Source organism: Pseudomonas sp. FP1742, assembly GCF_030687145.1.
GTDB classification, from domain to species: domain Bacteria; phylum Pseudomonadota; class Gammaproteobacteria; order Pseudomonadales; family Pseudomonadaceae; genus Aquipseudomonas; species Aquipseudomonas frederiksbergensis_D.
Genome location: NZ_CP117460.1, coordinates 2058183 through 2081129 on the forward strand (window position 1 = coordinate 2058183; position 22947 = coordinate 2081129).

Here is a 22947-nt window from a genome sequence, read left to right on the forward strand (position 1 = left end):
CCTTACTGGGCGTCTGCCACCGGCGCTTTCTCACCGTGAGACAGGCTGTAGACGTAAGCGGCCAGCAGGTGAACCTTGTCGTTGCCTTGCAGCTGTTCCTGCGCAGGCATCTGGCCCTGACGGCCGTAACGGATGGTCTGCTGCAGTTGAGCGAAGCTCGAGCCGTAGATGAATGCCGCCGGATGGGTCAGGTTAGGCGCACCCATCGCTGGCGTGCCTTTGCCTTCCGGACCGTGGCACGCCACGCAGTTGGCGGCGAACAGTTTCTGGCCGGCAACCGGGTCAGCCTTCGCGCCTTCCGGCAACTTGCGGCCATCGAGGCTGGTCAGCACGTAAGCGGCAACGTCGCTGACGCCTTGTTCGCCGATCACTTCGGCCCAGGCCGGCATCACGGCGTGACGGCCGCCCATGATGGTGGTCTTGATGGTTGCCGCTTCACCGCCCCAGCGCCAGTCGGCGTCAGTCAGGTTAGGGAAGCCATAGGCGCCCTTGGCGTCGGAACCGTGGCAGACCGAGCAGTTGGAGGCGAACAGGCGGCCACCCATCTTCAGGGCTTGCGGGTCCTTGGCGACTTCTTCGATTGGCATGGAAGCGAACTTGGCGAAGATCGGGCCGAACTTGGCGTCCGACCTGGCCATTTCCTTTTCCCACTCGTGGACGCCGGTCCAGCCGGTCTGGCCGTTGGCGAACGCGGTCTGCTTCTCGTTATCCAGGTAGTTGTAACCTGGCAACAGGCCTTTCCAGTTACCCAGGCCCGGGTACAGGACCAGATAGCCAAGGGCGAAGATGATGGTGCCCACGAACAGCATGAACCACCATTTCGGCAGTGGGTTGTCGTACTCCTCGATCCCGTCGAAGGAGTGGCCGACAGTCTCGTCGGTCTGCTCGGCGCGCTGGCCCTTGCGGGTGGACAGCAGCAGCCAGGTCAGGGCGAAGATGGTGCCGAGACTGAGGACTGTGACGTACAGACTCCAGAACGTAGTCATTCTTTGTTACTCCTAGAAGCTTGCTCGACGTGCTTGATGGCTTCGGGATCATCCGCGAAAGGCAGCAAGGTCGCGTCTTCAAACTCCGACTTGCGCTTGGGGCTGAATACCCACAACGCCAGACCGATGAAGGCCACCATCACAACAACGGTGCCCAGGCCACGAATCATCCCGATATCCATCTAAATCACCGTTTGCTTTTGATGATGGTGCCCAGGCCTTGCAGATAGGCCACCAGCGCGTCCATTTCGGTTTTGCCCTTCACGGCATCCTTGGCGCCGGCGATGTCTTCGTCGGTGTAAGGGACGCCGAGCGTGCGCAAGACTTCCATTTTCTTCGCGGTGTCTTTGCCGTCGAGCTTGTTTTCTACGAGGAACGGGTAAGCCGGCATTTTCGACTCGGGCACCACGTTGCGCGGGTTGTACAAGTGCGCACGCTGCCAGTCATCGGAGTAACGACCGCCGACACGGGCCAGGTCCGGACCGGTACGCTTGGAACCCCACAGGAACGGGTGGTCCCAGACGCTTTCACCGGCGACCGAGTAGTGGCCGTAGCGTTCGGTTTCAGCACGGAACGGACGGATCATCTGCGAGTGGCAGCCGACACAACCGTTGGCGATGTAGATGTCGCGGCCTTCCAGTTCAAGGGCGGTACGAGGCTTCATGCCCTCGACCGGCTTGTTGGTAACGTCCTGGAAAAACAGCGGAACGATCTGGGTCAGGCCGCCGATGCTGACGGCGATAACCATGAAGAAGGCCAGCAGGCCAATATTCTTCTCGACTGCTTCATGCTTCATCAGTGAGCTCCAACTACAGCAATCTTGGTAGCGGCTTCGGCTTCAACCGGGTCCGAGGCGCGAACGGTACGGAACACGTTGTAGGCCATCAACAGCATGCCGCTGGCAAAGAACGCGCCGCCCAGGGCACGAACGATGAAACCAGGGTGGCTGGCTTGCAGTGCTTCCACGAAGGAGTAGGTGAGGGTGCCGTCGTCGTTGATTGCACGCCACATCAGGCCCTGGGTGATGCCGTTGACCCACATCGACGCGATGTACAGCACGGTACCGATGGTCGCGAGCCAGAAATGCGCGTTGATCAGGCCGGTGCTGTGCATTTGTGCACGGCCGAACAGTTTCGGAATCATGTGGTAGATGGCGCCGATCGAGATCATCGCTACCCAGCCCAAGGCGCCGGCGTGTACGTGGCCGATGGTCCAGTCGGTGTAGTGCGAGAGCGAGTTGACGGTCTTGATGGCCATCATCGGGCCTTCGAAGGTCGACATGCCGTAGAACGCCAGCGATACCACGAGGAAGCGCAGGATCGGGTCGGTGCGCAGCTTATGCCAGGCGCCCGACAGGGTCATCATGCCGTTGATCATGCCGCCCCAGCTCGGAGCCAGCAGGATGATCGACATCGCCATGCCCAGGGACTGAGCCCAGTCCGGCAGTGCGGTGTAGTGCAAGTGGTGGGGACCTGCCCAGATGTACAGGGTGATCAGCGCCCAGAAGTGCACGATCGACAGGCGATAGGAGTAGATCGGACGCTCGGCCTGTTTCGGCACGAAGTAGTACATCATCCCCAGGAAGCCGGTGGTCAGGAAGAAGCCGACGGCGTTGTGGCCGTACCACCACTGGATCATCGCGTCGGTCGCACCCGAGTAGGCCGAGTAGGACTTGAACAGGCTGACCGGCAGCGACATGTGGTTGACGATGTGCAGCATCGCGGTCACGACGATGAAGGCACCGTAGAACCAGTTACCGACATAGATGTGCTTGGTCTTGCGCTTGACGATGGTGCCGAAGAACACCAGACCGTAGGTGACCCAGACGATAGCCAGCAGAATGGCCAGGGGCCATTCCAGTTCCGCGTATTCCTTGGTGGTGGTGTAACCCAGCGGCAAGGTCACGATCGCGCCGACGATCACCGCTTGCCAACCCCAGAAGGTGAAGGCCGCGAGGCTGTCGGAAATCAGTCGCGTTTGGCAGGTTCGCTGCACGACGTAATAAGAAGTGGCAAACAGAGCACAACCACCGAAGGCGAAAATCACCAGGTTGGTGTGCAACGGGCGTAAGCGTCCAAAAGTCGTCCACGGCAGACCGAAGTTCAATTCCGGCCATACGAGCTGTGAGGCGATGAAGACACCAAGCCCCATGCCAAGGATCCCCCAGACCACCGTCATGATGGCGAACTGGCGGACTACCTTATAGTTATAAGCAGTCGGACTGATTGCTGTGCTCATTCTAAGGTTCCACGGTTTGGGTGTTTTATTAGGAGTAAAAATCGGCCGCAAGTATGGAGAAAGCGGGGGGGCATTGCAACGCGCCATGACCTGGGTCAATGCTTTCAAAACCTGATTCTGCGGCCTTTCCATGCGCCGCGTAAGGACAAAATTGCCCTCTGACAAAATGTCGCAGCGGATGAAAAAGGCGAGGGGTTCAAGTCAGATGTAACGGGGTGTGTTCAAACGCAACGATCGAGGGGCAGACGGCAATTTGCGCGACAGCCGGTATCTACCAGCCTTTGCGGCCTGTCATCGAACGGAATCGTCGAACACATCGGGTAAAATCGACCTGGAACCGGCTCATGCCAGTCCGCACCGAGGAAGCTTAGACCCGAATCTGGTGAACCGAAAGGAAGGGGAATGGGAGGGTGCGACAATGGGTCGCAAAGAGGCAGGGAACTGCCGCATTCCGCAGAATGCGGCAGCAGAGCGGTGAAAAATTATTCGCTTTTGCCTTGTGCCTGCAAACGCTCGGTGCCGACTCCGTGGGACAAGCTGTACACATAAGCGGCCAGCAATTGCACCTTGTCGTTGCCCAGCAGTTCGTTTTGCGCCGGCATATGGCCCTGGCGGCCATGGCGAATAGTCTGTTGCAGTTGCGCCAGGCTGGTACCGTAGATAAAACCGGCCGGGTGCGTCAGATTCGGCGCGCCCATGGCTTCAGTGCCCTGGCCGTTTGCCCTATGACAGGCTACGCAGGTGGTGCTGAACAGTTGCTGTCCGGCTTGCACATCGGCGCCACTGTCGGCTGGTAGCGGCAGGCCGGCCAATTCGTGACGCACGTACGCGGCGACGTTTTTCACGCCAGCTTCACCGAGGATTTCCCCCCAGGCCGGCATGGCCGCCATGCGACCGCCCATGATGGTGGTCTTGATGGTCTCGGCATTGCCGCCCCAGCGCCAATCGTTGTCAGCCAGGTTGGGAAAACCGAACGCGCCCTTGGCATCCGAGCCGTGGCACACCGAGCAGTTGGAGGCGAACAGGCGTCCGCCCATTTTCAGCGCCTGCGGGTCTTTCGCTACTTCTTCCACCGGCATTGCCGCGAATTTGGCGAAGATCGGCCCGAACTTCGCGTCCGCCTTGCTCATCTCCTTTTCCCACTCGTGCACGCCGGTCCAGCCGTTTTCATAACCGGGCAATATGCCTTTCCAGTTGCCCAGGCCCGGATAAAGGATCAGGTAGCCGACCGAGAACACCAGCGTGCCGGCGAACAGCATGAACCACCACTGCGGCAGCGGGTTGTCGTACTCCTCGATGCCGTCGAAGCTGTGGCCCATGGTCTGGTCGACGCTGCCCTTGGTTTCGCCCCGGCGCGTGCCGATCAGCAGCCAGGTCAGGCCGATCAGGCTGCCGATGGTCAGTACGCAGATCCACGCACTCCAGAAGGTGGTCATGGCCGGGCACTCCTTGTTGTTGCAGATTCTTGGGTAGTTTCGGGTTGCGGCTCGTCAGCGAACGGCAGCAGGCGCGCTTCGGCGAATTGCGGATTGCGCTTGCTGTTGAACACCCACAGTGTCAGGCCGACGAAGGCCACGAACACCACGACTGTGCCGAGGCCGCGGATCAGGCCTGTGCTCATATCAATGACCATGACTCACCTCTTGCTCTTGATGGCAGTGCCGAGCACTTGCAGGTAGGCAACCAGCGCGTCCATTTCGGTCTTGCCCTTGAGCGAAGCGACTGAGCCTGCAATGTCTTCGTCGGTGTACGGCACGCCGAGGGTGCGCATGGCGCGGATCTTGGTTTCGGTGTGGCTGCTGTCGAGCGGGTTGGCCACCAGCCATGGATACGCCGGCATCTTCGATTCCGGCACCACGTTGCGCGGGTTGTACAAGTGCGCGCGGTGCCAGTCTTCGGAGTAGCGCCCGCCGACTCGCGCCAAGTCCGGCCCGGTGCGCTTGGAGCCCCACAGGAACGGGTGATCCCACACGCTTTCCCCGGCCACCGAGTAATGGCCGTAGCGTTCGGTTTCGGCGCGGAACGGGCGGATCATCTGTGAGTGGCAACCGACGCAGCCTTCGCGGATGTAAATGTCGCGACCTTCCAGTTGCAGCGCGGTGTAGGGCTTCATGCCTTCCACCGGTTTATTGGTCACGTCCTGGAAGAACAGCGGGACGATCTGGGTCAGGCCGCCGATGCTCACGGCGAACACCATCAGCAACATCAGCAGGCCGACGTTTTTCTCGATTGTTTCGTGTTTCATGGCGGACTCCTCAGGCGATCTGCGCGGCAGCGACGGCTTCGGCAGGCTGCGAGGCCCGCACGGTGCGCCAGGTGTTGTAAGCCATCAGCAGCATGCCGCTGAGGAAGATCGCGCCGCCCACCAGTCGCACGATGAAGCCGGGGTGGCTGGCCACCAGGGTTTCGACGAAGGAGTAGGTCAGCGTGCCGTCCTCGTTGACTGCGCGCCACATCAGGCCCTGGGCGATGCCGTTGACCCACATCGAGGCGATGTACAGCACGGTGCCGATGGTGGCGAGCCAGAAGTGCGCGTTGATCAGGCCGATGCTGTGCATCTGCTCGCGGCCGAAGACTTTCGGGATCATGTGATAGAGCGCGCCAATGGAAATCATCGCCACCCAGCCGAGCGCGCCGGCGTGAACGTGGCCGATGGTCCAGTCGGTGTAGTGGGAGAGGGCGTTGACCGTCTTGATCGCCATCATCGGCCCTTCGAAGGTCGACATGCCGTAGAACGCCAGGGACACCACCAGGAAGCGCAGGATCGGGTCGCTGCGCAACTTATGCCAGGCACCCGACAGGGTCATCATGCCGTTGATCATCCCGCCCCAGCTGGGCGCCAGCAGGATCAGCGACATCACCATGCCCAGCGACTGTGCCCAGTCCGGCAGCGCGGTGTAGTGCAAGTGGTGGGGACCGGCCCAGATGTACAGGGTGATCAGCGCCCAGAAGTGCACGATCGACAAGCGATAGGAATACACCGGGCGTTCGGCCTGTTTCGGCACGAAGTAGTACATCATCCCGAGGAAACCGGCGGTGAGGAAAAAGCCTACGGCGTTGTGGCCGTACCACCACTGCACCATGGCATCGGTCGCACCGGAGTACAGCGAGTAGGACTTGGTCAGACTCACCGGCAATTCCAGGTTGTTGACGATATGCAGGATTGCCACGGTGATGATGAATCCACCGAAGAACCAGTTACCGACATAGATGTGCTTGGTCTTGCGCTGCATGATCGTGCCGAAGAACACGATGGCGTACGCCACCCAGACGATGGTGATCAGGATGTCGATCGGCCATTCCAGTTCGGCGTATTCCTTGGAACTGGTGTAACCCAGCGGCAGGCTGATCGCCGCCAACAGGATCACCAGTTGCCAGCCCCAGAAGCAGAACGCGGCGATTTTCGGCGCAAACAATCGAGTCTGGCAGGTACGCTGTACCGAGTAGAACGAACTGGCGAACAACGCGCAGCCGCCGAAGGCGAAGATCACCGCGTTGGTGTGCAGCGGGCGCAACCGGCCGAAACTGGTCCATGGCAGATTGAAGTTGAGTTCGGGCCAGACCAACTGGGCGGCGAGAAAAACCCCGAGCCCCATGCCGACGATGCCCCACACCACCGTCATAATGGCGAATTGGCGGACCACCTTGTAGTTGTAGGCGGTACTGATAGAAGTGTTCATGGTTCCCCATCCACGGTTCAGCCGAAGTGAGGGTTCGTCTTTGCGAGTAAGCCGCGCAAGGCAGACGCTCCCTTCGCCTGGAGTTATAGGCAGACTAAAAGCGAGGCAAGCATGGACAAACAGCACAAGGCCAGTATTGACGGGGATCAATGGGCGCAGTGCGTGCGGGATCACGGATGGTTGTGGAATGAGGCGGTTTCCAAGGCCTCGGCTGAACCGGTGACGCTGATTCTCGCTCATGGCGCTGGTGCGCCGATGGACAGCGGCTGGATGAGCGACATGGCTGCGCGCCTTGCTGCTCAAGGCGTCAATGTGCTGCGCTTCGAGTTTCCCTACATGGCGCAACGGCGTGTCGATGGCGGCAAACGCCCACCGAACCCGGCCCCGAAACTGCTCGAGTGCTGGCGTGAGGTGTACGCCGTGGTGCGACGTCATGTCGCTGGGCGTCTGGCCATTGGCGGCAAGTCCATGGGCGGGCGGATGGCCAGTCTTTTAGCCGATGAATTGGGGGCGGATGCGCTGGTGTGTCTCGGCTATCCGTTTTATGCCGTCGGCAAACCGGAGAAACCCCGGGTTGAGCATTTGGCTGCGCTCAAGACGCGGACGTTGATTGTGCAGGGGGAACGGGATGCGTTGGGCAATCGTGAAGCGGTTGAGGCTTACACGTTGACGCCGGGTATCGAGGTGTTCTGGCTGGCGGCGGGGGATCATGATTTGAAGCCGTTGAAGGCTTCAGGGTTTACGCATGAGCAGCATTTGGACGCGACAGCGAAGAGGGTCGCCGAGTTTCTGTGAGAAGCAAGATCAAAAGATCGTCCGAACGCGGCCCGAGCCTTCGTCAGCTCCAGGGTGTACGCCGTTCAAATGTAGGAGCTGGCGCAGCCTGCGATCTTTAGGGCATCAGGGCCGGTGACAGTCAGCAAAAGGTATTCATCCCGAAAGGCGTCAAAGGCATAGATCAGCCAGAAGTCATTGTCAGGATCTTCAACCAGAGCGGTTCGGTAATACTGGCGGTCGATTTTTGCCCATTGGGCTTGAATCGCTTGAGTGCTCGCCAGGTGGATGTGGTGCATATCGCTGAGGTCGAGCCGTTCGTCTCGCCCGAAAATAGTCGGCAGTTCGCCGCACACTTTGTAGTTGTAAAAGTGTGCGGCGAAGTTTTGCCAGTTGTTTATTTGTTCAAAAAGTGCAGAGATTTTGACAGCTGGCATCCATGGCTACTTTCTAATAGGTAGCTTGCCAGTGATCACAAATTTATCGAACGCTTTTTGCCCATCACGCGCGGCTTGCTGAACATCAAGGAACGTCAGTTCATCGCGAACGACCTTTTTGTCGGGCTTGCCGATCTTTCTAGTGGTGGCCATCGGAGCCTCCGAAGGAGATGTATTCATGCTGACCAGCTTAAGTGATTGAGTTTTTACCGGCAAACAATAGAGTCGGACTCTGAGGTGGACAAGTCGGGGGATTCTGGGCCGGTTGTAGGCAGGGGCGCATAGATGTGTAATCTGAGGCGGCGGTCTCGCGGCACCAGACCTTTCAGAATGACAATAAAAAAACCCGGAAGCTTTCGCTGTCCGGGTTTTTTGTTTTTCGACCACGATCAGCGGTTAAACCGCTCCACCAACGAATACTGGGTATTCGCCGTCTTGGTCAGTTCTTCACTCAGCAACGCCGAGTTCTGTGCCTGTTCCGACGTCTGGTCAGCCAGTTGCGAGATGTTACTGATGTTGCGGCTGATTTCTTCGGCCACCGCGCTTTGCTCTTCGGTGGCGGCGGCGATCTGGGTGGTCATGTCGGTGATGTTGGCTACCGCTTCGCTGATGCCCACCAGCGCCTGATCCGCTTCCAATACCCGCGCCACGCCTTCTTCAGCCTGGCGATGCCCGGCTTCCATGGTTTGCACGGCGGTGCTGGCGGTTTGCTGCAGCTTGGCGATCAGGGCGTGGATCTGTCCGGTGGATTCGCTGGTGCGCTGCGCCAATTGGCGCACTTCGTCGGCCACCACCGCAAAACCACGGCCCATCTCACCGGCGCGCGCGGCTTCGATCGCCGCGTTCAAGGCCAGCAGGTTGGTCTGGTCGGCGATGCCTTTGATCACATCGACCACGCCGCCGATTTCGTCGCTGTCCTTGGCCAGTTGCGTGACCGTCAGACCGGTTTCACCGACCACCACCGACAGGCGCTGAATGGCTTCGCGGGTTTCCCCGGCAATATCGCGACCGCGACCGGTCAGGCGATTGGCTTCCTGAGTGGCGTCGGCGGTGCGCTGCACGTGACTGGCGACTTCCTGAGTGGTAGCGGCCATCTGATTGACGGCGGTCGCCACTTGCTCGGTCTCGACGCGCTGACGTTCCAGGCCGGTGGAGCTGTTGTGAGCCAGGGTGTCGGACTGTTTCGCTTGTTCGTTCAGATGCTCGGCGGTGTCTTGCAGGCGCGTCAGGCAGGTTTTCAGGCGAGCTTCCTGGCTGAGAATGGACATTTCCAAGCGTGCCTGGGCACCGCGGCTGTCGGTGTACATCTGCGCGATCAGCGGGTCGGACGTGGTCTGTTCGGCCAGGCGCAGCAAGCGCTTGATACCGCGCTGTTGCCAGCTCAAGCCCATCAAGCCCAACGGCACCGAAAGACCGGCGGCGAGGGCGAAGCCCCATTGCGACGTCAGGGTGGCGCCGATCATGAAGCTCAACTGGCTGACCAGAATGAACGGCAGCCAGTCCTGAAGCACCGGCAACCACTTATCCCTTTGAGGAACGGCGGACTTGCCCTGGTTGATGCGTTGGTAGAGCGCTTCGGCACGGCGGATCTGCTCGGCGGTGGGCTTGACCCGTACCGACTCGTAACCGATCACCTGATTGCCGTCGAACACCGGTGTGACATAGGCGTTAACCCAGTAGTGGTCACCGGTCTTGCAGCGATTCTTGACAATGCCCATCCATGGCAAGCCTTGTTTCAGTGTGCCCCACATGTGCGCGAACACCGCAGACGGGACGTCGGGATGACGAACCAGGTTATGCGGCGCACGGATCAGTTCCTCACGAGAAAACCCGCTGATTTCGACGAAAGCATCGTTGCAGTAGGTGATCATGCCCTTGGCATCGGTGGTGGAAATCAACCGTTGCTGCGCCGGGAAGGTCCGTTCGCGTTGTGTAATGGGCTGGTTGTTACGCATGGCTTTTTCAATCCGCAAGGCTTTGATGGGGTATCGGCATCGTCGGGCATTTATTGAAGTTTTTTTTCAATAAATCAGTAACGCGTCGCAAAACGACCGCTGCGTCATCATCCTGCGAGCATCGGATACGTGAACAAGCCGAAATGCAGCAGATTCAAACCAAAATGGGTGGCGATGGCCGCGGCCAACCCACCGAAACGGTAAGCCAGGCCATAGCCGACACCGGCCAGGCTGGCCAGCAACACCCATTGCCAGCCAGCGCCCAGATGAACGAGGCCAAATAGCAATGATGCGAGCACCAGCGCGAGGCTTTCGCCATAAGGCAGGTGTTTAAACTGCCGGCTCAGACCGCCCTGGATGTAGCCGCGAAACAGCGCTTCTTCCACCAGCGTCACCAGCAACAGATTGTTCAGCATCCACAGCCAAGCCTGATCCGGCCATTTCGGTGCCCAACTGATCACGCCCAGCAATAGTGCACCACCCAGAGCCAGCACGGCACTTACGGCCAGGGCGAGGGCGGTGGCATAAACGGTCAGTCGCAGGGAGCGCCGGCCGACAATCCACGGGCAAACGAGCAACAGCCAGAAGCCGATCAGAGGTTTGTCCTGATTCAGGTACATGGCAAACGGCACGGCATCGTCGGTGAAACGCTGGGGATCGATGGCGCGACCGTTATAGAAACCGGGAAGCCAGTGTGTCGCCAGCGCCACCGCCAGGACGAAGAACAAGCCATGGCCGAGGTAGCGGCCAATCGGAACCTGTTGCTGGCGAACGGCGAAACCGGCGATCAGCAGTAACCCGAAAGAAATGGCGGCCAGCCAGCCGAGATGGCCGTAGATCAACGCCAGACTGTATCCGAGGGAGAGAAGTGCCAGATAGGTCCATGGCAGAGCGATCATTTGAAGTCCTTGTTTCAGAGATTCTGCGGATTGCCTCAGTCCATGTGGGAGCACTGTGGCGAGGGGGCTTGTCGGAACGCCGCACCGCCCCGTTTGAGTGCGTAGCACTCACAAGATTTTTGGTACATCAGAGATCTTTGGACTGCTTCGCAGCCCGACGGGGGCAAGCCCCCTCGCCACAGGGCTCCCACATCTGATCTGTGATCGATACAAAACTAATGGGCGCGCGATTATAGAGACGTATGCCACTCAAACAAAAACACCGCCCGAAGGCGGTGTCATTGTCAGTCGGCCTTTACGAGGCAATCAACTGCCGCAACACGTAATGCAAAATCCCTCCGGCCTTGAAGTACTCCACTTCGTTCAGAGTATCGATCCGGCACAATACCTCGACCTTCTCCTGGCTGCCGTCTTCACGGGTGATGACCAGCGTCAGGTTCATCCGCGGAGTCAGTTCGACGCCCGTCAGGCCAAGAATGTCCAGGGTTTCCTTGCCGGTGAGGTTCAGGCTCTTGCGGTTCTGATCCAGCTTGAACTGCAGCGGCAACACGCCCATGCCCACCAGATTTGAACGGTGAATCCGCTCGAAGCTTTCAGCGATGACGGCTTTGACCCCCAGCAGGTTGGTGCCCTTGGCCGCCCAGTCACGGCTTGAGCCGGTGCCGTATTCTTGCCCGGCGATCACCACCAGCGGCGTGCCCGAGGCCTGGTAACGCATGGCCGCGTCGTAGATCGGCAGCTTTTCCCCGGTCGGAATGTAAATCGTGTTGCCGCCTTCTTCACCACCGAGCATTTCGTTGCGAATGCGGATGTTGGCGAAGGTGCCGCGCATCATCACTTGGTGGTTGCCTCGACGCGAGCCGTAGGAGTTGAAGTCCCGCGGTTCCACCCCTTGTTCGCGCAGGTAACGGCCGGCAGGGCTGTCGACCTTGATGTTGCCGGCGGGGGAGATGTGGTCGGTGGTTACCGAATCGCCGAGCAACGCGAGGACTTTCGCCCCTTCGACGTCCTTGACCACCGGCGCAGGGCCGCCAATGTCATCGAAGAAGGGCGGGTGCTGGATATACGTCGAATCGTTGTTCCAGACATAAGTCGCCGCCTGCGGCACTTCGATGGCTTGCCACTGCTCGTCGCCGGCGAACACTTCGGCGTACTCCTTGTGGAACATCGCGGTGTTCACCTGAGTCACCGCGTCGGCGATTTCCTTGGTGCTCGGCCAGATGTCTCGCAGATAAACCGGGTGGCCGTCCTTGTCGTGCCCCAGGGGCTCGCTGCTGATGTCGATGCGCACCGTGCCGGCCAATGCATAGGCGACGACCAGGGGCGGGGAGGCCAGCCAGTTGGTTTTCACCAGTGGATGCACGCGGCCTTCGAAGTTGCGGTTGCCCGACAGCACCGAGGCGACGGTCAGGTCGGCTTTCTGGATGGCTTTTTCAATCGGCTCCGGCAACGGACCGGAGTTGCCGATGCAGGTGGTGCAGCCATAACCGACCAGGGCAAAGCCGAGTTGGTCGAGGTATTGGGTCAGGCCGGCTGCCTTGTAATAGTCGGTGACCACTTTCGAACCGGGGGCCAGGGAGCTCTTGACCCAGGGTTTGCGCTTGAGGCCTTTTTCCACGGCTTTTTTCGCCACCAGCCCGGCCGCCATCATCACACTGGGGTTGGAGGTGTTAGTGCAGGAGGTGATCGCGGCAATCACCACCGCACCGTTTTTCAGCCGATGCGTATGGCCTTCGTGGGCGTAGTCCGCTTCACCGATCAGATCGGCGTTGCCCACCGCGACGCCTCCGCCGCCCTCACTTTCAAGGCGACTCTCTTCCTTGGTGGAGGGTTTGACTTGCAGGCCGAGAAAGTCAGTGAACGCTTGCGCCACATTCGGCAACGAGACGCGGTCCTGCGGGCGCTTCGGCCCGGCGAGGCTGGCCTCGACGCTGCCCATGTCCAGCGCCAGGCTGTCGGTGAACACCGGCTCCTTGCCGGGCAGGCGCCACAGGCCCTGGGTCTTGCTGTAGGCCTCCACCAGTTTCACGGTTTCCGAGGTACGGCCGGACAGGCGCAGGTACTCCAGTGTCACCTCGTCCACCGGGAAGAAGCCGCAGGTGGCGCCATATTCCGGGGCCATGTTGGCGATGGTCGCGCGGTCGGCCAGCGGCAGATCGGCGAGGCCGTCGCCGTAGAACTCGACGAATTTGCCGACCACGCCTTTCTTGCGCAGCATCTGGGTCACCGTCAGCACCAGATCGGTGGCGGTGATGCCTTCCTTGAGCTTGCCGGTGAGTTTGAAGCCGATCACCTCCGGAATCAGCATCGACACCGGTTGGCCGAGCATCGCCGCTTCCGCTTCGATCCCGCCGACGCCCCAGCCGAGTACGCCGAGGCCGTTGATCATGGTGGTGTGGGAGTCGGTGCCGACCAGGGTGTCCGGGAAGGCATAGGTGCGCCCGTCCTCATCCTTGGTCCAGACCGTGCGCCCCAGGTATTCAAGGTTGACCTGGTGACAGATACCGGTGCCCGGCGGCACCACGCTGAAGTTGGCGAAGGCGCTCTGACCCCAGCGCAGGAAGGCGTAACGCTCGTGGTTGCGCTGCATTTCGATGTCGACGTTCTGTTCGAAGGCGCTACTGCTGGCGAACTTGTCGACCATCACCGAGTGGTCGATCACCAGGTCCACCGGTGACAGCGGATTAATGCGCTGCGGGTCGCCACCGGCCTTGGCCATGGCGGCGCGCATGGCGGCCAGGTCGACCACGGCCGGGACGCCGGTAAAGTCCTGCATCAATACCCGCGCGGGGCGGTATTGGATTTCGCGGTCGGAGCGACGCTCCTTGAGCCAGGCGGCAATCGCCTTGAGGTCGGCGCCGGTGACGGTTTTCTCGTCCTCCCAGCGCAGCAGGTTTTCCAGCAGCACTTTCAACGACATGGGCAGCTTGTCGAGATCACCCAGGCTCTTGGCGGCTTCGGGCAGGCTGAAGTAGTGATAGGTCTTGTCGTCGACTTGTAAGGTTTTAAGGGTTTTCAGGCTATCGAGGGACGGCATTGAAATGACTCCTTTAAGTCCGCACGGCTACGGACGGAGGGACGGGCAGAGGTTTAAACCTAGTCCTGTTTGGTGCTTAAGGCTAATAACTGGACCCTAAGGGCAAGTCCAAGGTTCCGAACTCGGCTATCATGCGCCGGTTTTCGTGACAGGCTTTGCTTCAACGCAAGTCTGGGCATCGCGCAGTGGCGCAATTTTTCCGCCAACTGCCCAGGAGTAAGAATGAACACCCTCTTTATGCATTGCCGGCCGGGCTTCGAAGGCGAAGTCTGTTCCGAGATTTCCGAACATGCCGCGCGGCTGAACGTGGCCGGTTATGCCAAGGCCAAGACCGCCAGCGCCTATGCCGAATTCATCTGCACCGAAGAAGACGGCGCCGAACGCCTGATGCGTGGCCAGCGTTTCGCCGATCTGATCTTTCCGCGCCAGTGGGCCCGCGGGATTTTTATCGATCTGCCGGAAACCGACCGCATCAGCGTGATCCTCGCCCACATGGCGGACTTCCCGGTATGTGGCAGCCTGTGGCTGGAAATGGTCGACACCAATGATGGCAAAGAGCTGTCGAACTTCTGCAAGAAATTCGAAGTGCACCTGCGCAAGGCGCTGCTGGCGGCCGGCAAACTGGTGGAAGACGCCCACAAGCCGCGGCTGTTGCTGACCTTCAAGAGCGGCCGCGAAGTGTTCATGGGCCTGGCGGAGTCGAACAATTCGGCGATGTGGCCGATGGGCATTCCACGCCTGAAGTTCCCCCGTGAAGCGCCGAGCCGTTCGACGTTGAAACTGGAAGAGGCCTGGCATCACTTCATCCCCCGCGACCAGTGGGACGAGCGCCTGCACAGCGACATGACCGGTGTCGACCTCGGCGCCGCCCCTGGCGGCTGGACCTGGCAACTGGTCAACCGCGGCATGCTGGTGACCGCCATCGACAACGGCCCGATGGCCGAAAGCTTGATGGATACCGGTCTGGTGCAACACTTGATGGCCGACGGTTTCACCTTCAAGCCCAAGCAGCCGGTGGACTGGATGGTCTGCGACATTGTCGAGAAACCGGCGCGCAACGCGGCGATGCTGGAAGAGTGGATCGGCGAGGGGCATTGCCGGGAGGCGGTGGTCAATCTCAAGCTGCCGATGAAACAGCGTTATGCCGAAGTGAAACGCTTGCTGGAGCGTATTGCCGAGGGGTTCAAGGCGCGGGGCATTCGGGTAGAAATCGGTTGCAAGCAGCTGTATCACGACCGTGAAGAAGTGACCTGCCATTTGCGCCGGCTTGACGTGAAAAAACCGAAATCCCGCTGATTCACACGGTCCTGCTCCCATAGGTGACCGAACACCCGGCAATGCGCGACAATGCCGGCAAGTTTCAGGAGTAAACCATGAGTGAAATGATCGATACGCCGGTTGACGGCACCCTCGACGCCACCGGCCTCAATTGCCCGGAACCGGTGATGATGCTGCACCAGCACATCCGTGACCTGGTGCCCGGCGGCCTGCTGAAGGTGATCGCCACCGACCCGTCGACCCGTCGCGACATTCCCAAGTTCTGCGTGTTCCTCGACCACGAGTTGGTGGCGCAGCACGAAGAGGCAGGCACCTACCTGTACTGGATCCGCAAGAAGCTCGCTTAACGGGCACAAAAAAAGGCCTGCATGTGCAGGCCCTTTTTTTGCGCTCGCTTAACCGGCCGAACGGCTGATGCGGATTCGCTTGCGTGCGCTGCGCGCCAGGCGGATCGACAGCATCAGGGCCGCGCAACTCAAGCCGACGATCAATCCCTGCCACAACCCGCTCGGGCCGCTCGGCGCGCCGAACCAATCGGTCAGGCCCAGGGCATAACCCACCGGCAAACCGATACCCCAATAAGCGAACAGCGTCAGGATCATCGTCACTCGCGTGTCTTGATAGCCTCGTAGCGCGCCGGCCGCTGTCACCTGGATCGCATCGGAAAACTGGAACAGCGCCGAGTACACAATCAGCATCGCGGCTACGTGAATCACCGTCGGGTCGGCGGTGTAGATCGCGGCGATGGGTTCACGCAGCAACAGCATCATGCTTGCGGAAATACACGCATAAGCCAGTGCCGTGCCCATACCGACCCCGGCGGCGAAGCGTGCTTCGCGTGGTTCTTCACGGCCCAGTGCCTGGCCGACCCGCACGGTCACGGCCATGCCCAGGGAGTAGGGGATCATGAACACCAGTGAGCTGAAATTCAGGGCGATCTGGTGCCCGGCGACCACAGTGGCGCCGAGGCTACCGATTAGCAGGGCGATCACGGCAAAGATGCTCGACTCGGCGAACACCGCGATGCCGATTGGCAGGCCGATGCCCAGCAAGCGTTTGATCACCGCCCACTGCGGCCAGTCGAAACGGCTGAACAACTGGCTCGACTGATAGGCCGGCGCCCAGCGCTCCCAGCCGGCCATGCCCAACGCCATCACCCACATCACGATTGCCGTGGCCCAGCCGCAGCCGACACCCCCCATGGCCGGCACACCGAAATGGCCATAGATGAAGATGTAATTGAGCGGGATATTCAGCGCCAACCCGCACAGGCCAAGGACCATGGCCGGGCGCGTGCGGCCCAGGCCGTCACTGAAACAGCGCAGTACATGATAGAACGCGACGGCCGGCAGGCCACTGGCGATGCCGTGCAGATACTGCATGCATGGGCCGATCAGTTCGGGATCGACCTTCATGATGTGCAGGATCGGTTCGGCGCTGAACAGCAGGCCGGTCGCCATCAAGCCCACCACCAGTGCCAGCCACAGGGCCTGGCGCACGATCGGGCCGATCTCACTGTGAGTGCCGGCACCGAAGCGCTGGGCGACTTTCGGGGTGGTGGCCAGCAGCGTGCCGGTCATCAGCAGAAACACCGGTACCCAGATCGAGTTGCCCAGCGCGACGGCTGCCAGGTCGCGAGGCCCGACCCGGCCCGCCATCACCGCATCGACGAAGCCCATGGCGGTGGTCGCCAGTTGCGCGATCATGATCGGCAACGCCAGGCCGAGCAGGTTTTTCAGCTCCAGGCGAACCCGGGCCGGGCGGTTGAGGGAAATAGCGGCAGTGTGGTCAGTCACGGAATTCAAGGCGAAACGTCCAAAGGATTTTGATGCGCGAGGCGGCGCATTCTACGCCTTGACACAATGGTCAGGAAAAATCCTGTGTTGCGGATTTGTAAAGGGTTGCTTGCGGTGTTTGAGGCCCTTGTGGGAGCGGGCTTGCTCGCGAATGCGGTGTGTCAGGCAGCGTCGATGTTGACGGTGATGCCGTCTTCGCGAGCAAGCCCGCTCCCACAGGATGAGTGGTCCATTCGTATTCAAAGTGGACATTGCCCGCTGGCCGATTGCAGGCATCTGCGCCTAAACTGCCGGTCCGCCAAAGGAGCCTGCCATGTTGATTGTTGCCGACGAAAATATCCCGTTGCTCGATGCCTTCTTCGAAGGTTTCGGTGAAATCCGCCGAGTGCCGGGACGTTCCATCGACCGCGCCACTGTCGAGCAGGCCGATGTGCTGCTGGTGCGCTCCGTGACCAACGTTAACCGTGAATTGCTCGAAGGCAGCAAAGTGCGCTTTGTCGGCACGTGCACCATCGGCACCGATCACCTGGATCTGGACTACTTTCAACAGGCCGGCATCACCTGGTCCAGCGCGCCAGGCTGCAATGCCCGGGGTGTGGTCGATTACGTGCTGGGCAGCCTGCTGACCCTGGCCGAAATCGAAGGTGTCGACCTGACCCAGCGCACTTACGGCGTGGTCGGTGCCGGTGAAGTGGGCGGGCGCCTGGTCAAGGTTCTGCAAGGTCTGGGCTGGAACGTATTGGTCTGCGATCCACCCCGGCAAGCCGCTGAAGGAGGCGATTACGTCAGCCTCGAGCAGATCATCGCGCAATGCGACGTCATCAGCCTGCACACGCCGCTGGAAAAACAAGGCCCCCAGGCAACCTGGCATCTGTTCGACAAGAGCCGTTTGAACCAACTCAAGCCCGGCACCTGGCTGATCAACGCCAGTCGTGGCCCGGTGATCGACAATGCCGCGCTGCGCCAGGTGCTGTTGCAGCGTGAAGACCTGCAAGCGGTGCTGGATGTCTGGGAGGCTGAGCCTGAAGTCGATGTGGCGCTGGCAGAGTTGTGCGTCATTGCGACGCCGCACATTGCCGGCTACAGCCTCGACGGCAAGCAGCGCGGGACTGCGCAGATCTATCAGGCGTTTTGCAAGTTTCTTGGGCAACCGGAACAGGTCAGCCTGAACGATTTGCTGCCAGCGCCATGGCTGTCGGCTGTTACGTTGAATGCTGACACCGATCCGGCCTGGGCGCTGGCGATGTTGTGCCGTGGCGTGTACGACCCGCGCCGTGACGACGCGGATTTCCGCCGCAGCCTTGCAGGCAATGTGAGTGAACAGCGTGCGGCGTTCGATGCGCTGCGCAAACATTACCCGCTGCGACGTGAGATTGATGGGTTGAAGGTGCGGATTGAGGGGGATTCGCCGGTGTTGCAGAAGATCGTCGCGGCTTTGGGGGCTTCGGCGGTCTGAAGAACCGTGTCGGCCCAATCGCGGGCAAGCCACGCTCCCACAGGTCATGCATCAATTTTGGAGTCGCGGTAACCCTGTGGGAGCGGACTTGCCCCCTCAAAAGGCACCCATAAAAAACCCGGCCAACAAGGCCGGGTCAAGAAGACGGTGGCTATATCACTCTTGTTCGGCAGGCTTGACCAATCGCTTTTCCAGTTCGCGGCAAGCGTCCTGGATCATGTTTTCAGTGATCGGTACTTCGCGCCCATCCTTATCAATTATCGAGCAACCCAGAGACTGGTCTGGCTGTGTGCGGATCACTTGAATCTTGTCATCGCTGCTGTTTTGCAAGGACATGGCCTGTCTCCTCATCAGGTTGTGTGCTTACTGTAGAACCGCCAGGTGACCGGGCTGTGACAATTCCCTGCGATCTTCAGGTCGGCATCCCCAGTCCATCAGAAATACCCTGACGTTTCCACCCGGACTTTAGACCAATAATCTCTAGCCACTAGTCTTGGCGGTCATAATTAACCTGACTCATTGTGATTTACAGCGTTCTACCCCGTCGGTCGGTGTAGGCTTGATCGGGTCAAAGCCATTGGTTGCCTCACCGGATGATCTCCATGCTCTCTGCCCGTCATCGCCGCGCCATTCGTCTGGCCAGCCGTTTTATCGCGCCTTATCGCTGGCCGGCCTTAGGTGCCTTGCTGGCGTTGATTGTCACTGCCGGCATCACCTTGTCCATGGGGCAGGGGATTCGCCTGCTGGTGGATCAGGGATTCATGACCCAGTCGCCGCATTTGCTCAATCAATCCATCGGCCTGTTCATGCTGTTGGTGATTGGTCTGGCGATCGGCACCTTTGTGCGGTTTTACCTGGTGTCGTGGATCGGCGAGCGCGTAGTCGCGGATATCCGCCGTCGGGTGTTCAACCACCTGGTCTACCTGCATCCAGGCTTCTATGAAGACAACCGCAGCTCCGAGATCCAGTCACGGCTGACTGCCGACACCACGTTGCTGCAATCGGTGATCGGTTCTTCGTTGTCGCTGTTCCTGCGTAACGGGCTGATGGTGATCGGTGGGATTGTCTTGCTGTTTATCACCAATCCCAAGCTGACCAGCATTGTGGTGATTGCATTGCCGCTGGTGGTCGCACCGATCCTGATTTTTGGTCGCCGGGTGCGCACCCTGTCGCGACAGAGCCAGGATCGGGTTGCCGATATCGGCAGTTATGTTTCCGAAACCCTGAGTCAAATCAAAACCGTGCAGGCCTATAACCATCAGGTGCAGGACGAGCAGCGTTTTGCCGCGACCGTGGAAGAGGCGTTCAACACTGCCCGCAAGCGCATCTTCCAGCGGGCCTGGTTGATTACCCTGGTGATCCTGCTGGTGTTGGGTGCGGTCGGCGTGATGCTTTGGGTCGGCGGCATGGATGTCATCGCGGGGCGGATTTCCGCCGGTGAACTGGCGGCGTTTGTCTTTTACAGCCTGATCGTCGGCGGCGCTTTCGGCACATTGAGTGAAGTGATCGGCGAACTGCAGCGAGCGGCAGGGGCGGCCGAACGGATTGCCGAATTGCTGCGATCGGAAAACATTATCCAGCCACCGACCCATGGGCTGGTGACCTTGCCTGAACGGGTGAAAGGCGATCTGGAGCTGCGCGATGTGCGCTTTTCCTACCCGTCGCGTCCTGAAAGCTATGCTGTCGATGGCTTGAGTCTGACCATCAACGCCGGCGAAACCCTCGCATTGGTCGGGCCGTCCGGTGCGGGAAAATCGACGGTGTATGACCTGCTGTTGCGTTTTTACGACCCTGCCGAAGGATGCATCCTGCTGGACGGTGTGCCGCTGACACAACTCGATCCTCTGGATCTGCGCCGCTGCTTCGCCCTCGTCTCGCAAACCCCGGCGTTGTTCTTCGGCAGCATTGAAGAGAACATTCGTTATGGCCATCCGACGGCGACATCGGCGCAGGTCCAGGAGGCCGCGAAAATTGCCTACGCCCACGAATTCATCGAACAAATGCCCAATGGCTACCAGACCCACCTCGGAGACGCCGGGCTCGGTTTGTCCGGCGGGCAACGCCAACGCCTGGCCATCGCCCGGGCACTGTTGGTGGACGCGCCGATCCTGCTGCTGGACGAAGCCACCAGCGCCCTCGATGCACAGAGTGAACACCTGATCCAGCAAGCCCTGCCCAGCCTGATGAAAAACCGCACCACACTGGTCATCGCCCACCGGCTGGCCACGGTGAAAAACGCCGACAGGATCGCGGTGATGGATCAAGGAAAACTGGTGGCCGTGGGGACGCATCAGGAGTTGATTGCGAGCAACGCGCTGTATGCGCGATTGGCGGCGTTGCAGTTTAGTGATGGGCGCCATGCCCCAACCGACCAAGTAACTGACTAAGTAACCGACCAAGTAGAGCACCATAAAAAATGCCCGCATCAATCGATGCGGGCATTTTTGTCAGCGTCTCAAAGCTGGCTCATTGATCGTCAAAGTAACGTTCATGCCAATCCACCAGCGGCTGCGGTGAATTGAGCTTCTGGCCGTAGATCACCGAATATGACAGCACGTTCTGCACGTACTGGCGGGTTTCGTCGAACGGGATGCTTTCCACCCACACATCGAAGCTCAGGTGGTCGGCGCCGCGCAACCATTGACGCACGCGGCCGGGGCCGGCGTTGTAGGCGGCAGAGGCGAGCACGCGGTTGCCGTTGAACTGGCTGTGGACCTGGCTCAGATAAGCGGCGCCGAGCTGGATGTTTTTGTCCGGATCGAGCACTTGCTGTGGCGAGGCCAGGGGAATACTGAACTTGCGAGCGGTTTCCTTGGCAGTGCCGGGCATCAGTTGCATCAGGCCGCTGGCGCCAACGCCGGAACGGGCGTCGTCCATGAAGGCGCTTTCCTGACGAGTGATCGCGAACACCCAGCTCGAGTGCAGGCCACGGACCTTGGCTTCACGCACCAGGGTATCGCGGTGAGCCATCGGGAAGCGGATGTCCAGGTCGTCCCAGTACTGCGCCTGACTGATGGTGCGGATCGCCGGGAAATACCATTTCAGGTCGTAAGCCAGTTTCGCCTGGGCAACCATTTCATCACGGCTGAAGTGCCGGCTGACGTGGTACCACTCGCGTCGGCCGTCGACGATCTGCCCGCGTGCATGGAACTCCAGCGCGCGGCGCACACCTGGGGTATTGCGCACCTTGTTGATCAGCGCCTGGCTGAGCACCAGCGGCTTGTTGATCAGCGAATAGGGCGACTGCGAACGGTCGGCCGCCAGGAAACCGTAGAAGTCACGCTCGCGAGCCAGGCCCTTGTAAAGCGTTTGCGCTTGCGGATTCTGTGGCTGCGCCAGTTCCAGGCTGCGAGCCTGCCAGTAACGCCAGCGGTTGGTGGTGGCCAGGTCCTGAGGCAGGCGGCGGGTCAACTGATAGGCATCGTCCCATCGGGCCAGGCGCAACAGCAGGCGCAAGCGCCATTCGGAAACGGTGTTGTCCCGCAGTTCCGGGTCGTATTTGGTCATCACGTCCAGCGCGCGGCTGTCAAAACGACGTGCGAGGGTCAGGCCGATTTCCCGGGCAATCGCGACTTTCTCGTCCCGGGAGAAGTGCATGCTGCTGGCGTAGCCGTCGAGCAGGGCCATGGCCTTGTCCGGATCCTGACGGGCCAGGCGGCGCAAGCCGAGGCTGACGATGTCGGACATCGGCTCATCGGCCGGGATGAAGCGCGACGGCTGGTCCAGCAGCTCAGGTTTTTGCGCCACCTCCACCAGCAGACGGCCGCGCGGGGCGAGGGTCGTCAGGCCATTGATCAGGCTGTTGGCCAGCGGGTAGTTGCGGACGTGGGCAGCGAGCTTGGTGCGTTCCCAGCGTTTCTGTTCAGTCAGTTGACCATCGGCGGCCCACATGCCGAACACCGCGTCGCATGCCTCGGGCTGGGTTTTGCCGCTCAGCCAGAGTTTTTCGGCGTTGGCGTAGCCTTCGACCTTACGGTTATGGCTGATCAGATACTGCGCGTTCAGGCAGTCCAGTTCGGTGAAATTGAGCTTGGGGTCATAATATTTGACGAAGGTCGCCCAATCGCCGCGTTCGGCCAGCCAGCGCAGCCAGCGCAATTTCATCCAGTTGGCTTGGGGCAGGTCGCCGTGTTCGGCAAGGAAATTCTCGATTTCGGTGTTATCCGCGGTTTTCAGCCGCGCGGTCAGTTCGTCATAGGCCAGGTAGGGGGTCAGCGGATAATCGCTGAGCGCCTGGCTATAACGGAAATAAGGGCCGGAATCGCCCTTGGCCAGGGCACGCTTGGCTTCGTCGTAATACTGGCGTTGGGTAGACAGGTCTACCGCCTGGGCGGATTGAACGGCAGCGGCTGTAAGAAGCAAACATGAAAAAAGACTGAAAAGGCGACTGCGCATGAGACATCCGGGCAGA

Annotated in this window: 21 protein-coding genes; 5 read left to right on the plus strand and 16 right to left on the minus strand. The window is 60.2% G+C overall.

Features of this window, described 5'->3' with window-relative positions; genetic code table 11:
* Window positions 1-2 precede the first annotated feature (2 nt).
* The 8 genes from ccoP (PSH64_RS09270) to ccoN (PSH64_RS09305) form a co-directional block, all read right to left on the minus strand.
* Complete coding sequence (gene ccoP / locus PSH64_RS09270) at window positions 3-986, minus strand: cytochrome-c oxidase, cbb3-type subunit III (RefSeq protein ID WP_018925300.1); 984 nt, start codon at window positions 984-986, stop codon at window positions 3-5.
* A complete protein-coding gene (locus PSH64_RS09275; RefSeq protein ID WP_003175465.1) occupies window positions 983-1168 on the minus strand; it encodes a CcoQ/FixQ family Cbb3-type cytochrome c oxidase assembly chaperone in 186 nt (61 codons plus the stop codon). Before PSH64_RS09275 ends, ccoP (PSH64_RS09270) begins: the two co-directional genes overlap by 4 nt.
* Before the next feature lie 5 nt (window positions 1169-1173).
* Entirely contained in the window at window positions 1174-1782 is a 609-nt protein-coding gene (ccoO, locus tag PSH64_RS09280) for a cytochrome-c oxidase, cbb3-type subunit II (RefSeq protein ID WP_018925301.1), read from the minus strand.
* Entirely contained in the window at window positions 1782-3224 is a 1443-nt protein-coding gene (gene ccoN / locus PSH64_RS09285) for a cytochrome-c oxidase, cbb3-type subunit I (protein ID WP_105339579.1), read from the minus strand. Before ccoN (PSH64_RS09285) ends, ccoO (PSH64_RS09280) begins: the two co-directional genes overlap by 1 nt.
* A 482-nt stretch (window positions 3225-3706) precedes the next feature.
* Window positions 3707-4660 (minus strand): cytochrome-c oxidase, cbb3-type subunit III, encoded by a 954-nt coding sequence (ccoP, locus tag PSH64_RS09290; RefSeq protein WP_305480503.1) that lies wholly within the window; start codon window positions 4658-4660, stop codon window positions 3707-3709.
* A complete protein-coding gene (locus PSH64_RS09295; protein ID WP_018925303.1) occupies window positions 4657-4857 on the minus strand; it encodes a cbb3-type cytochrome c oxidase subunit 3 in 201 nt (66 codons plus the stop codon). The genes ccoP (PSH64_RS09290) and PSH64_RS09295 overlap by 4 nt, the downstream gene beginning before the upstream one ends.
* Window positions 4858-4860: 3 nt before the next feature.
* Complete coding sequence (ccoO, locus tag PSH64_RS09300; protein WP_007942211.1) at window positions 4861-5469, minus strand: cytochrome-c oxidase, cbb3-type subunit II; 609 nt, start codon at window positions 5467-5469, stop codon at window positions 4861-4863.
* A 10-nt stretch (window positions 5470-5479) separates the two neighbouring features.
* Window positions 5480-6904, minus strand: a complete 1425-nt coding sequence (gene ccoN / locus PSH64_RS09305; protein WP_007942213.1) for a cytochrome-c oxidase, cbb3-type subunit I — start codon at window positions 6902-6904, stop codon at window positions 5480-5482.
* A 111-nt stretch (window positions 6905-7015) separates the two neighbouring features.
* Between ccoN (PSH64_RS09305) and PSH64_RS09310 the strand changes: the two genes are divergently transcribed.
* Window positions 7016-7699 (plus strand): alpha/beta family hydrolase, encoded by a 684-nt coding sequence (locus PSH64_RS09310; protein WP_305480504.1) that lies wholly within the window; start codon window positions 7016-7018, stop codon window positions 7697-7699.
* 65 nt (window positions 7700-7764) lie between these two features.
* Here PSH64_RS09310 and PSH64_RS09315 read toward each other — a convergent pair whose 3' ends face one another.
* The 5 genes from PSH64_RS09315 to acnA form a co-directional block, all read right to left on the minus strand.
* The gene (locus tag PSH64_RS09315; protein WP_305480505.1) at window positions 7765-8115 is read right to left on the minus strand and encodes a type II toxin-antitoxin system YafO family toxin; all 351 of its coding nucleotides are present in this window, start codon (window positions 8113-8115) and stop codon (window positions 7765-7767) included.
* A gap of 6 nt (window positions 8116-8121) precedes the next feature.
* Window positions 8122-8268 carry a hypothetical protein gene (locus tag PSH64_RS09320; protein ID WP_007942217.1) on the minus strand — a complete coding sequence of 49 codons (147 nt, stop codon included), beginning with the start codon at window positions 8266-8268 and terminating at the stop codon, window positions 8122-8124.
* Between the two features lie 236 nt (window positions 8269-8504).
* Entirely contained in the window at window positions 8505-10070 is a 1566-nt protein-coding gene (locus PSH64_RS09325; RefSeq protein WP_305480506.1) for a PAS domain-containing methyl-accepting chemotaxis protein, read from the minus strand.
* A gap of 107 nt (window positions 10071-10177) precedes the next feature.
* Window positions 10178-10969 carry a CPBP family intramembrane glutamic endopeptidase gene (locus PSH64_RS09330; RefSeq protein ID WP_305480507.1) on the minus strand — a complete coding sequence of 264 codons (792 nt, stop codon included), beginning with the start codon at window positions 10967-10969 and terminating at the stop codon, window positions 10178-10180.
* Between the two features lie 295 nt (window positions 10970-11264).
* On the minus strand, window positions 11265-14006 hold the full coding sequence (acnA, locus tag PSH64_RS09335; RefSeq protein ID WP_305480508.1) for an aconitate hydratase AcnA: 2742 nt from the start codon (window positions 14004-14006) through the stop codon (window positions 11265-11267).
* Window positions 14007-14228: 222 nt separating this feature from the next.
* On the opposite strand from acnA, the gene rlmM reads away from it, so the two are divergent.
* Window positions 14229-15302, plus strand: a complete 1074-nt coding sequence (gene rlmM / locus PSH64_RS09340; RefSeq protein WP_305480509.1) for a 23S rRNA (cytidine(2498)-2'-O)-methyltransferase RlmM — start codon at window positions 14229-14231, stop codon at window positions 15300-15302.
* Between the two features lie 77 nt (window positions 15303-15379).
* Window positions 15380-15631 (plus strand): sulfurtransferase TusA, encoded by a 252-nt coding sequence (gene tusA, locus PSH64_RS09345; protein WP_007907805.1) that lies wholly within the window; start codon window positions 15380-15382, stop codon window positions 15629-15631.
* A gap of 48 nt (window positions 15632-15679) precedes the next feature.
* On the opposite strand, the gene PSH64_RS09350 is transcribed toward tusA, so the two are convergent.
* Window positions 15680-17089 (minus strand): MATE family efflux transporter, encoded by a 1410-nt coding sequence (locus PSH64_RS09350; RefSeq protein WP_305480510.1) that lies wholly within the window; start codon window positions 17087-17089, stop codon window positions 15680-15682.
* A 304-nt stretch (window positions 17090-17393) separates the two neighbouring features.
* Here PSH64_RS09350 and pdxB point away from each other — a divergent pair, with 304 nt between their 5' ends.
* Entirely contained in the window at window positions 17394-18536 is a 1143-nt protein-coding gene (gene pdxB, locus PSH64_RS09355; protein ID WP_105339569.1) for a 4-phosphoerythronate dehydrogenase PdxB, read from the plus strand.
* A gap of 156 nt (window positions 18537-18692) precedes the next feature.
* Here pdxB and PSH64_RS09360 read toward each other — a convergent pair whose 3' ends face one another.
* Entirely contained in the window at window positions 18693-18872 is a 180-nt protein-coding gene (locus tag PSH64_RS09360) for a PA1571 family protein (protein WP_105339568.1), read from the minus strand.
* A 257-nt stretch (window positions 18873-19129) separates the two neighbouring features.
* Here PSH64_RS09360 and PSH64_RS09365 point away from each other — a divergent pair, with 257 nt between their 5' ends.
* Window positions 19130-20923, plus strand: a complete 1794-nt coding sequence (locus PSH64_RS09365; protein WP_181150604.1) for an ABC transporter transmembrane domain-containing protein — start codon at window positions 19130-19132, stop codon at window positions 20921-20923.
* A gap of 79 nt (window positions 20924-21002) precedes the next feature.
* Here the strand turns inward: PSH64_RS09365 and PSH64_RS09370 are convergent, their stop codons facing one another.
* Entirely contained in the window at window positions 21003-22931 is a 1929-nt protein-coding gene (locus PSH64_RS09370; RefSeq protein WP_105339566.1) for a transglycosylase SLT domain-containing protein, read from the minus strand.
* Window positions 22932-22947: the final 16 nt, after the last annotated feature.